This window comes from Nocardiopsis coralliicola (assembly GCF_054779695.1).
On record NZ_BAAGXT010000045.1, the window covers coordinates 43,707 to 54,027 of the forward strand.

The following is a 10,321-nucleotide window of genomic DNA, read 5'->3' on the forward strand; positions in this document are numbered from 1 at the left end:
GCGCCCGGAGAAGCGGCCGGACAGCGGCCTACCGGTGGCCTGAGCAGCGGATTTCTCCTGGGGCGGCGTACCCCGGCGAGCCCGGCAGGGCGGCCTGAGCCCGGCGTCAGGTGCGCTCGCGCGCGCCGATGGCGCGGCCGCCGGCGACGAGCTTGTCGAGCAGGAGCACCAGGATCTGCTGCTCGGCCTCTGTCAGGGCGCCGACCCACGCCTGCTCCCGCTCGTTCTGCTCGCGGAACACCTCGACCATCTCGGCACGGCCGGCCTCGGTGAGCCGCAGCTCCACGGCGCGGCCGTCCGAGGCGGAGGGCGAGCGCTCCAGCATGCCGTCGGCGATGAGGGTCTTGGCGAGGTTGGAGACGGCGGCCTTGCTCATCCCGGTCAGCTCGGCGGCGCGCTTCTGCTCCAGTGGACCGGCCAGCCAGGTGACGAAGAGCAGCCGGAACCCCGACCAGGAGCGGCCGCGCGGGCGGTGCACCGCGGCGGCCATGTCGTAGGTGACGATGTCGGAGACGCGGTTGAGGGTGAGCAGCACTTCGGTCGCGCCGCGGTGCTCGAACCCGTACTCGTGGTACAGCCGGTGCTTGGCCAGCTCCACGAACGAGTAGAAGTCGACCGCTTCCCGCGCTTCCGGCCCGCCGTCCGCGCCACCTTCCGCCATCCCGCCCCCTTGATTTAGTCAATACCCATACTAGTTCCCTCGCGCCCCACCGCCACCCCGGACAGCGCCGGATATCGGCGTCAGAGCACTCGCGGGAGGGGGCGCCGGGCGGCGGCCCTGCGGTCGGCGTACTCCATCGCCGCGGCCAGTTCGCCCATCGCGGCGCGCACCCGTGCCACCACGTCGGCGTCGGCGCCGGCCGCACCGCCGCCGCGCAGCCGGGCGGCGGCGCGGGAGACCGTCACCGAGTCCACCAGGTGGGCGCCCATCAGTGTGAGTGCCGGGATCAGCGGCAGGTGCCCGCGCAGCCCGCCGGCCTGGCCCGGGGAGGCGGCCATCAGCAGCGTGGGGCGGTCGGCCATCCCGCCGGAGCCGACCAGCCAGTCCATCGCGTTCTTGGTGACGCCGGAGGGGCCGTGGGCGTACTCCGGGGTCGCGATGACGATCCCGTGGGCGCGCTCGGCGCAGGCCCGGAATTCCGCGACGGCCGGCGGCAGGGCCTGCTCGGTGTCGAGGTCGGGGTTGAACAGCGGAAGGCGGCCCGCCATGCCGGCGCCGGAGAGCACGACGTCGGAACGGACCGCGCCGGCCAGCTCCAGCAGCGCGGCGTTGTGCGACCCGCGGCGCAGGCTGCCGCAGATCGCCAGCACGGTCCAGGGTTCGATGGGTCCTCCAGGGTTCGGCGGAGGCATCAGACTAGCGGAGCACCCCTGCGCCTTCCGGGTACTCCGTCTCCGCGCCGGCGCCACCGCCCGACCTGGAAGCGGGGCCTGCCTGGCTGCGCCGACTCTGACCAACCGGCACATTGTGGCCACTCCTGACCACCCCGAATCGCAGAACGGTAACGTCTCCTACCGGCGCCTCATCCGCACCAGGGGCCCTCTGACCGACCGAGGAGGCGACACCCACGCAGGCCAGAGGCCCAGTACGCCCCTCTTCAATGCGGCCACGATGAGGACACGCCGAATCTCATTTCAGCAACGCCGCACATGATCGCAGGTCGGCCCTTGTGACTCCCGCGTACGCGGGAATGGACCGGGTCGACCGGGTCTTCCATGAGCGGTCCGGTCAGCAACTCCCGCGCACGCGGGAATGGACCGCACCGCCATGCTGCAGGCGACGCCAGGCAGATCCAGCCGAACCCGTCGTTCACGACTTGATCCGATCTGCGGCGCACCCGCAGTGAGCTGCCCTAACCTGCGCTCGTGACGCTGAATCTCGCTGCTCTGCCCGCCACCCGCGGCGCCGCCGGCGCCCTGATCCGCAACGCGGGCGATGACGGACTACTGCTGGTGCGCCGCGCCTACGGCGACCGGTCCTGGGGACTCCCCGGCGGCATCATCGAAGCCGGGGAGTCCCCGCGGTCCGCGTGCCGACGGGAACTCTTCGAGGAGCTGGGCATGGACGTCGAGCCCGGACGGCTGGCCGTCGTCGACTGGACGCCGCCCCAGCAGGAGCGCACTGCTTCGTTGCAGTGGCTGTTCACCGCGCAACTCCCGGAGGACGCCCAGGTGCGCCTCCCTGCCGAGGAGCTGGCCGGATGGGAATGGGCGCCCCGCCGCGACCTCGCCCGGATGCTGCCCGACCGCATCGCCCGCCGCGTTGAGCAGGGCTGGATCGCAGCCCACCACGGCGCGACGTACTACCTGGAGAACGGCTACCGCTGCCACTAGAAGATCCGATGCCCCTGCCAGAACCCCTCGCCGGGGGGAATCGGTGGCCACCGACTTCGCCCTCCTGGGCCCGGCGCCGTCACCTACGCCCCCGGCATGGCGCGTCTGGCACAAGTCCGGCCACCGCCCAACCTGGGTACTCCCCCACCGCGCCGACCCCGTTCTGACCAACCGGCACATTGTGGCCACTTCTGACCGCCCCGCATCGCAGAACGGTAACGTCTCCCACGACCCCGCTCCTTCACTGCGATCCGCCTGCACCAGGCGGCCCCCGACCGACCCAAGGAGGCGACTGCCCTGCAGGTCAGAGGCCCATCCCTCGCCCTTTCCGATGTGGCCACAATGAGGACACGCCGAATATCATTTCAGCAACGCCGCACATCATCCCAGGTCAGCCCTTGCGACTCGCGCGCACGCGGGAATGGACCGACCCCGGTCAGGTCGCGCTGGCCGCCACGTGAGCGACTCCCGCGCAGGCGGGAAAGGGCCGCTCGGCGGGTGCGTCCTGCTCGTCGTCCTCGTTGCAGGATGGCTGACTTCCGTCCCGGCGCGGCTGGGGGTTGACGGCGGCGGCATCGCGGTCCGCTACTGGGCGTTCCGTCGCCGGCTGCCCTGGTCCCAGGGCGAGGAAGTCCTCCCGAGCGACCGGGTCGACGGCTTCGGATCGCGGTGAGGGTCAGAGGCCCGATGATCACCGTGGTGCATCCCGGTGGAGGATCCGCACCAGCGCGCCTCACCAGCGGACAGTCCGCCGGCCCGCCGGACCGGCGCCATGTCGAGGCCCTCGCCGGCGCCGCCAGGGGGCCGGGGGCGAGGCGGCGGCGTCCGCCAGCCTGATGGATTCACCCACACAGGGGACGGCGCACCAGAGACACTGGCGGCATGCGGATCGGGCTCTTTCTTGTGGCGGCGGGCTTTCCCGGGCGGAGCGACAGCGAGACGTTGGAGGCGGCGGTGGCGGCCGCCGTCGCGGCGGAGGAGGCGGGGTTCGACTCGGTGTGGTTCGCCGAGCACCACTTCATGCCCTATGGGCGGTGCCCGTCGGCGGTGGCGCTCGCGGCGTTCGCGCTCGGGCGGACCCGGAGGATCGCGGTCGGCACCGCGGTGAGCGTGCTGGCGACCGCCCATCCGGTGGCGCTCGCTGAGCAGGCGGCCCTCCTCGACCAGGTGGGCCAGGGCAGGTTCCGGCTGGGCGTGGGGCGCGGGCAGCCGCTGATCGACCTCGACGTGTTCGGCACCGGGCTGGGCCGCTGGGAGGCCGCCGAAGAGAGCCTCGACCTCCTGCTCGACGCGGCCCGCGGTGGGCCGGTGCGGGCCGATGCCCCGCCGTTCGCCTCGCCGGAGGCGCCCTGGGAGGTGCGGATCGCCCCTGATCCGCGGACGCGGCCGCACCCTCCGGTGCTCCTTGCCGCGTCCTCGCAGTCCTCCCTGGCCATGGCGGCCGAACGGGGCCTTCCAGTGCTGCTCGGCATGCACCAGACCGGCCCGCAGCAGGCCGAGTCACTGGCTGCCTATGGGCGACTCGCCGCAGCGGCCGGCTCGGCCTCCGGGACCTCCGCGGCACCCGGGCACGTCGTCACGGCCGTCGCGCACCTCGCCGACACGACCGGGCAGGCGCGCGCGGAGCTGCTGGCGGCCATGCCGCGCTGGCTGGGGCCGGGGCTCGCCGGCTATCGGCGCATCGGCGGGTATCCGGCGCCGCAGCGCGACCCCTCCGCCTACGCCGAATTCCTGTGCGACGCCCACATGGTGGGCACGCCGAAGGAGTGTGCCCGCAGGATCACCGGACGGTTCACCGAGACCGGCGCCGCCGAGCTGCTGCTGATGGTCGAGGGCACCGGTGAGACGGAATCGGTGCTGCAGACGATCGAGCGGCTGGGGGCAGAGGTCCTGCCCGAGGTGCGCACCGCCCGCTGAACGGCGCCCGGGCCGTCCCACCGGCCCGGGCGGTGATCAGGCAGGGGCGTCAGCAGTCGACGAGCTCGGGGCTCTGGTTGAGGAGCTGGGCGCGCGGGGTGGTGAACTCGGCGCGGGCCTCTTCGGCGCCGGGCTGGAACAGGGCGACGCGGTGGCAGTTCTGGAAGGCCAGCCGCATACCGAAGTGGCGCTCGACTGCGGCGCGCATGGCATCGCTGGCCACGAGGCGCAGCAGCTGCCCGCGCTCCTGCTCGCCCGGCGGCGGCACCTCGTTGGCGGCGAACTCCGCCCCCTTGGCCTCGTCGGCGAGGCCGCTGATGACGCCCCAGGCGTAGGGCAGGGAGGTGCGGATGCAGTCGATGAAGTCCGCGTCGTCGACGGGGCCCTGCTGCGCCCGGTCGAGAAGTTCCGGGGAGACCGTCAGGGACATGTGGATCCTCGTCTCTGTGTCGGGTGGTGCGACGGTAACCGCCCGCGTGCCGCAGCAGCACGGGCCGACGGGACACATCACCGTGCCGCTCAGGTGTGGGCCCCGCCATGATATGAAAATAGTTTTCATTTTCGCTATGCGCCACCGGTTCTCCGGAATCGGCGGCATTTCCGCACCCCGGATCCCCCTGCCGCGCCGCCGCGGGCACCTGGGCCGGTTGCGGACGGCCCGGTTCTGCGACCGCAACCAGGCCGGTGGCCGGGCGCCGCTAGGATCGCGACCGTGAGACTCGTGATCGCCCGCTGCAGCGTCGACTATGCAGGCCGCCTCACCGCGCACCTTCCGATGGCACCGCGGCTCCTGCTGTTCAAGGCCGACGGCTCGGTCTCGGTACACGCCGACGACCGCGCATTCAAGCCGCTGAACTGGATGAACCCGCCGTGCACCGTGCGCGAGTCGGTGGATGAGGACGGCACCGACATCTGGACCGTCACGCACGGCAAGTCGGGCGAGAAGCTGGTGCTGCGGATCGAGGAGATCCAGCACGACTCCGCCCACGAGCTCGGCGTCGACCCCGGCCTGCAGAAGGACGGCGTCGAAGCGCACCTGCAGGAGCTGCTGGCCGAGCACATCACCACGCTCGGCTCCGGCTACACGCTGATCCGCCGCGAGTTCCCGACCGCCATCGGCCCGGTCGACATCCTGTGCCGGGACGCCGACGGCGCCACGGTCGCCGTGGAACTGAAGCGGCGCGGCGAGATCGACGGCGTCGAGCAGCTCACCCGCTACCTGGAGCTGCTCAACCGCGACCCCGCGCTCAAGCCGGTGCGCGGCGTGTTCGCAGCCCAGGAGATCAAGCCGCAGGCCCGCGTCCTGGCCGGCGACCGCGGGATCGACTGCGTCACACTCGACTACGACGCGCTGCGCGGCATCGAACCGGACACCCCGCGCCTGTTCTAGCCGCTGCCGGGCCGTCCGGCCCGCACGGCGCCGGTGCGGGTGCGATGCCGGCCGCTGCCGGCGCTGCCTTCCCGACTGCTCCGCCTGACCGCTCTACCAACCGATCCGCTATCCCGGGCCCCGCAGCTGCCGCGGAGCTGGGCCGGCGGCTCCTCAGACCGACCGCCGCGCATCCCCCTCGGTCCCGCCCTCGCCCCCGAGCCGGGAGTTCTCCCCTGTGCGTACGCGCGTCCGCGCATTTGTCGACGCCCCGTTGTTCCAACGCGTCATCGTCACGCTGATCCTGGCCAACGGGGTCACGCTCGGCCTGGAGACCTGGCCGAGCGTGCTGGCCGAGCACGGTGGCCTGCTCTACCTGGCCGACCGCGCCCTGCTGGCCGTGTTCACCGCCGAGATCGCCCTGCGCTGGTACGCCTACGGGCGGGCGTTCTTCCGCGACCCCTGGAACGTGTTCGACCTGGCCATCATCAGCCTGGCGCTGATGCCGGCCACCGGCCCGTTCTCGGTGCTGCGGGTGCTGCGCGTGCTGCGGCTGCTGCGCCTGCTGTCGGTCATCCCGTCCCTTCGCCTGGTGGTGACGGGCCTGTTCCGCGCGCTTCCGGGGATGGCGTCGATCTCGCTGCTGCTGTTGCTGCTGCTCTACGTGTCCGGCGTGATGGCGACGAAGGTGTTCGCCGAGGCCGCGCCGCAGTACTTCGGCGACCTGTGGACGTCCCTGTTCACGCTCTTCCAGATCACCACCGGCGACGGGTGGAGCACGATCGCCCTGGAGGTCATGGAGGACCAGCCGCTGGCCTGGATCTTCTTCGTCATCTTCATCCTGGTCTCGACGTTCATCGCGCTGAACCTGTTCATCGCGGTTGCGGTTCAGGCCCTGGAGCACGGCGCCGACGACGACCGGCCGGCGCACCCGCCGCTGTCGCCGCCCCCGCCCGGCGCAGGCCCGGATCAGGGCGGACCGCCGCCGGAGGATCGGCCGGGCGGTACCGAGCGCCCGGCCGCGGCGGACGAGATCCTCGCCGAGCTGCGCGCTCTCCGTGCCGAGGTCGCCGAACTCCGCGCCGACCGCTCCGGCGCGCGCGACGACGAGCCCGCGGTCCGCTGAGCGCGGGCCCGCCGGCCCGGGACGTCAGCGCTCCGACCGGGCGTCGCGTGCCGCGTAGTGCACCGCCCAGATGTCGCCGACGCCGCCCAGATGGGCGAGCTTGTCGGGGTTGCTGACGGCGCGCACCGCCTGGATCTGCCCGTCGAGCACCTCCAGCGCGATGACGGTGACCACCTGGCCCTGCGCATCCTGGAGCACCGCACCGGCCCCGCCGTTGACGTCGCAAGGCTCGATGGTGGCGCCCACCTCCAGCACCGACGGCAGCGCCCCCGCGAGCAGGCGGGCGATCTTCGCGGCTCCGGCGACGGTGCGGGCCAGCTGCGGGCTCTTGCCGCCGCCGTCGCCGACCAGTTGGGCGTCAGCGGCGAGCAGCGACTGCAGCCCGCCGACGTCGCCGTCGCGGATGGCGCCGAAGAACCGGTCGGCGAGCTCGCGCTGGGCGGCCCGGTCGGTGTCGAAGCGCGGCCGGCCGTCGGCCATGTGCCGCCGCGCCCGCGCACACAGCTGCCGGCAGGCCGCCTCCGACCGCCCCACCGCCGCGGCGATGTCGCCGTATCCGAAGCCGAACACCTCGCGCAGCAGGAATGCGGCGCGCTCCAGCGGGCTGAGCCGCTCCAGCACCATCAGCGCCGCCATCGACACCGAGTCGGCGAGCTCGGCGGAGCGCGCCGGATCGTCGTAGGGGTCGGTGAGCAGCGGTTCGGGGAACCAGGGGCCGACGTAGGCCTCCCGCCGCTTGCGCGCCGACCGGAGCACGTCGACCGCGATCCGGGAGACGGTGGTGGAGAGCCAGGCGCGGACCGATTCGGGCCGCACCTCGGCCGCGGCGAACCGCAGCCAGGTCTCCTGGACGGCATCCTCGGCCTCGCTGACGCTGCCCAGCATCCGGTAGGCGATCGCGAAGAGCAGCGGGCGCAGCTCCTCGAACTCCTCGGCTCTGCCCTCTTCGGCGCTGCCCACGTCCGCACCTCCTGTGCGACCGGGGCGGACCCGAGACCGGGCCCGCCCCTGCCTTCCGCTTACCCTGCTGTGCCGCGGTCAGTGCAGCGATCCGGCCTTGTAGTCGCCGGCCGTCTGCTGCCGGGTGATGATGTTGATCCGGTTGGCGGTGTTCATGAACGCCACCAGCGTGACCAGGGCGATGAGCTGCGCCTCGTCGAAGTGTTCGGTGGCGCGGGTCCACACCGGATCGCTGACGCCCTCGCCGGCGTCGGCGACGCGGGTGCCCTGCTCGGCGAGCTCCAGGGCGGCCCGGTCCGCCGCCGAGAACACGGTGGCCTCGCGCCAGGCGGCGACCAGGGCCAGCTGCTCCGGCGTTGCGCCGGCCTCCACTGCCTCCTTGGTGTGCATGTCGATGCAGGGCCCGCAGCCGTTGATCTGGCTGACCCGCAGCGACACCAGCTCCTGGGTGAGGGCGGGCAGCGGCGACTTCCTGAGCACGCCGCCGACCGCCATCATCGGGCGGATGTAGGCGGCCGCATCCCGCGAGTGGACGAAGTCGATGCGCGCTTCCATGGGGTGCCCCTTCCGATCTGCCGATGCTTCCACCCCGTAGACGAGGCGGCGCCGGCGGCTGTGACACGGAAACGGCCCGGACACGCAAAAACCCCGCCGCGCGCTGGAGTTCCCAGTGCGCGGCGGGGCGGTGACCAGGTAATCCGGTCAGATGACGCCGAGGGCGAGCATGGCGTCGGCCACGCGCTCGAAGCCGGCGATGTTGGCGCCGGCCACGTAATTGCCCGGGCGGTCGTAGCGCTCGGCGGTGTCCCGGCAGGTGGCGTGGACGTGCCGCATGATGGCGTCCAGGCGGTCCTCGGTGTAGCCGAACGACCAGGAGTCGCGGGAGGCGTTCTGCTGCATCTCCAGCGCGCTGGTGGCGACGCCGCCGGCGTTGGCGGCCTTGCCCGGACCGAACGCGACGCCGGCCTCGGTGAAGACGCGGATGCCTTCCGGCGTGGTGGGCATGTTGGCGCCTTCGGCGACCGCGCGCACGCCGTTGGCAATCAGCTGGCGGGCGTCGCCGTCGGTCAGCTCGTTCTGCGTGGCGCACGGCAGCGCCACGTCGCACGGCACCGACCACACGCTGGTGCCCTGCACGAAGCGGGCCGAGCCGCCGCGGCGCGCGGCGTAGTCGGCGATGCGGCCGCGCTCGACCTCCTTGATCTCCTTGAGCAGGTCGAGGTCGATGCCCTTGTCGTCGACGACGAACCCGGAGGAGTCGGAGACGGTCACCACGCGGGCGCCGAGCTGCTGGGCCTTCTCCACCGCGTAGACGGCGACGTTGCCCGAGCCGGACACCGCCACGCGGCGGCCGTCCAGGTCTTCGCCGCGCTCGCGCAGCATCTCCGCGGTGAACAGCACAGTGCCGTAGCCGGTGGCCTCGGTACGGACCTGCGAGCCGCCCCAGGAGAGGCCCTTGCCGGTGAGCACACCGGACTCGTAGCGGTTGGTGATGCGCTTGTACTGGCCGAAGAGGTAGCCGATCTCCCGCGCGCCGACGCCGATGTCGCCGGCCGGCACGTCGGTGTACTCGCCGAGGTGGCGGGAGAGCTCAGTCATGAAGGACTGGCAGAACCGCATGATCTCGAAGTCCGAGCGGCCCTTCGGGTCGAAGTCGCTGCCGCCCTTGCCGCCGCCGATCGGCATCCCGGTGAGCGCGTTCTTGAAGATCTGCTCGAAGCCCAGGAACTTGACGATGCCCAGGTCGACCGAGGGGTGGAAGCGCAGCCCGCCCTTGAACGGACCCAATGCGCTGTTGAACTCCACCCGGAAGCCGCGGTTGACGTGCACCTCGCCGCGGTCGTCGGTCCAGGGCACGCGGAAGATGATCTGCCGCTCGGGCTCGGCGATGCGCTCGATCAGGTTGGCATCGATGAATTCGGGCCGCTTGGCGAGCATCGGGCCGAGTGACTCAAGCACTTCCCGTACTGCCTGGTGGAACTCCTCCTCGCCAGGGTTCCTCTGCAGGATCACCTGGTAGAGCGGTTCCACCTTCTCGTCCAAAACCGGGGACACGTGCGCCTCCACATCATCGGACCCCTTGGCGCCCCCGATAGGCCCGGCCCCGTTGCCGCACCGAGGCGCCCCGTCGACACTAGCCGCCCCTGACCTGTAGATCGGGAGCGCCCCCGGCCTGGGGAGCTGTGTCGACGGGACGCCGTGCAGTGTGAGCGTTCCGGGTGCGCTGCCGCGGTGTGTGCATAGCGCGGTTGGTGGGTGGGGCGGTGGCTGTGCCTGGCACGCGGCCCGGCAGCGGGGGCTGCGGGGTGGCTATGGGCGTGCGGGTGCTCTTCCGCCGGGTGTGTGTGGGTGGGCGCTTCCGGAGTGCGGTGGCTACTGCGGTTCGAGCTGCGGTTGGGGGTTAGCGGCGGGCCTCGGCGCTGTCGTCGTCGTCCATGGCGTCCTCCTCGTCCTCGTCGAACTGGTCTTCGTCGTCTTCGTCGTCTTCGTCGTCGAGGCCTCGTGGGTGAGGTGGGCGTCGGGGCGGGGGTCGGCCAAGTTGAGGATGTCGCGGCAGATCTGGATGGCGGTGGTGAGGCGGTGCAGGTAGGCCGCGGCGGTGGGGCCTTTGATGA

General features: G+C 72.1%; 12 protein-coding genes. 5 read left to right on the forward strand and 7 right to left on the reverse strand.

Going from position 1 to position 10,321, the window contains the following annotated elements:
• Nucleotides 1-106 precede the first annotated feature (106 nt).
• Both ACYVGT_RS23380 and ACYVGT_RS23385 read right to left on the reverse strand, forming a co-directional pair.
• Nucleotides 107-661: a MarR family winged helix-turn-helix transcriptional regulator gene (locus ACYVGT_RS23380; RefSeq protein WP_460862300.1), complete on the reverse strand. Its 555-nt coding sequence runs from the start codon at nucleotides 659-661 to the stop codon at nucleotides 107-109.
• Nucleotides 662-741: 80 nt separating this feature from the next.
• A complete protein-coding gene (locus ACYVGT_RS23385) occupies nucleotides 742-1,353 on the reverse strand; it encodes an NAD(P)H-dependent oxidoreductase (RefSeq protein ID WP_460862302.1) in 612 nt (203 codons plus the stop codon).
• 513 nt (nucleotides 1,354-1,866) lie between these two features.
• On the opposite strand from ACYVGT_RS23385, the gene ACYVGT_RS23390 reads away from it, so the two are divergent.
• The 3 genes from ACYVGT_RS23390 (at nucleotide 1,867) to ACYVGT_RS23400 (ending at nucleotide 4,251) form a co-directional block, all read left to right on the forward strand.
• Nucleotides 1,867-2,334 carry an NUDIX domain-containing protein gene (locus ACYVGT_RS23390; RefSeq protein ID WP_460862304.1) on the forward strand — a complete coding sequence of 156 codons (468 nt, stop codon included), beginning with the start codon at nucleotides 1,867-1,869 and terminating at the stop codon, nucleotides 2,332-2,334.
• Between the two features lie 457 nt (nucleotides 2,335-2,791).
• Nucleotides 2,792-3,007 (forward strand): PH domain-containing protein, encoded by a 216-nt coding sequence (locus ACYVGT_RS23395; protein ID WP_460862306.1) that lies wholly within the window; start codon nucleotides 2,792-2,794, stop codon nucleotides 3,005-3,007.
• Nucleotides 3,008-3,216: 209 nt separating this feature from the next.
• Complete coding sequence (locus ACYVGT_RS23400) at nucleotides 3,217-4,251, forward strand: LLM class flavin-dependent oxidoreductase (RefSeq protein WP_460862308.1); 1,035 nt, start codon at nucleotides 3,217-3,219, stop codon at nucleotides 4,249-4,251.
• A gap of 49 nt (nucleotides 4,252-4,300) precedes the next feature.
• Here the strand turns inward: ACYVGT_RS23400 and ACYVGT_RS23405 are convergent, their stop codons facing one another.
• The gene (locus ACYVGT_RS23405) at nucleotides 4,301-4,681 is read right to left on the reverse strand and encodes an SCO5389 family protein (RefSeq protein ID WP_460862310.1); all 381 of its coding nucleotides are present in this window, start codon (nucleotides 4,679-4,681) and stop codon (nucleotides 4,301-4,303) included.
• A 282-nt stretch (nucleotides 4,682-4,963) separates the two neighbouring features.
• On the opposite strand from ACYVGT_RS23405, the gene nucS reads away from it, so the two are divergent.
• Nucleotides 4,964-5,641 (forward strand): endonuclease NucS, encoded by a 678-nt coding sequence (nucS, locus tag ACYVGT_RS23410; RefSeq protein ID WP_460862312.1) that lies wholly within the window; start codon nucleotides 4,964-4,966, stop codon nucleotides 5,639-5,641.
• A 217-nt stretch (nucleotides 5,642-5,858) separates the two neighbouring features.
• Nucleotides 5,859-6,746 carry an ion transporter gene (locus tag ACYVGT_RS23415; protein ID WP_460862315.1) on the forward strand — a complete coding sequence of 296 codons (888 nt, stop codon included), beginning with the start codon at nucleotides 5,859-5,861 and terminating at the stop codon, nucleotides 6,744-6,746.
• A gap of 24 nt (nucleotides 6,747-6,770) precedes the next feature.
• On the opposite strand, the gene ACYVGT_RS23420 is transcribed toward ACYVGT_RS23415, so the two are convergent.
• From ACYVGT_RS23420 to ACYVGT_RS23435, 4 genes are all read right to left on the reverse strand, one after another.
• Nucleotides 6,771-7,706 (reverse strand): RNA polymerase sigma-70 factor, encoded by a 936-nt coding sequence (locus ACYVGT_RS23420; protein WP_460862317.1) that lies wholly within the window; start codon nucleotides 7,704-7,706, stop codon nucleotides 6,771-6,773.
• A gap of 78 nt (nucleotides 7,707-7,784) precedes the next feature.
• Complete coding sequence (locus tag ACYVGT_RS23425) at nucleotides 7,785-8,261, reverse strand: carboxymuconolactone decarboxylase family protein (protein ID WP_460862319.1); 477 nt, start codon at nucleotides 8,259-8,261, stop codon at nucleotides 7,785-7,787.
• Nucleotides 8,262-8,408: 147 nt separating this feature from the next.
• Nucleotides 8,409-9,761 carry an NADP-specific glutamate dehydrogenase gene (gene gdhA / locus ACYVGT_RS23430; RefSeq protein ID WP_460862321.1) on the reverse strand — a complete coding sequence of 451 codons (1,353 nt, stop codon included), beginning with the start codon at nucleotides 9,759-9,761 and terminating at the stop codon, nucleotides 8,409-8,411.
• A 318-nt stretch (nucleotides 9,762-10,079) separates the two neighbouring features.
• Nucleotides 10,080-10,321 (reverse strand): hypothetical protein (locus tag ACYVGT_RS23435; protein WP_460862323.1); only part of this gene is annotated, 242 nt, incomplete at its 5' end.

What these genes read in the sequence shown, in the direction of transcription:
- ACYVGT_RS23385 (WP_460862302.1), bottom strand. Translation starts at nt 1,353, where the DNA reads ATGCCTCCGCCGAACCCTGGAGGACCCATCGAACCCTGGACCGTGCTG.
- ACYVGT_RS23425 (WP_460862319.1), bottom strand. Translation starts at nt 8,261, where the DNA reads ATGGAAGCGCGCATCGACTTCGTCCACTCGCGGGATGCGGCCGCCTAC.
- ACYVGT_RS23400 (WP_460862308.1), top strand. Translation starts at nt 3,217, where the DNA reads ATGCGGATCGGGCTCTTTCTTGTGGCGGCGGGCTTTCCCGGGCGGAGC.
- ACYVGT_RS23380 (WP_460862300.1), bottom strand. Translation starts at nt 661, where the DNA reads ATGGCGGAAGGTGGCGCGGACGGCGGGCCGGAAGCGCGGGAAGCGGTC.
- ACYVGT_RS23405 (WP_460862310.1), bottom strand. Translation starts at nt 4,681, where the DNA reads ATGTCCCTGACGGTCTCCCCGGAACTTCTCGACCGGGCGCAGCAGGGC.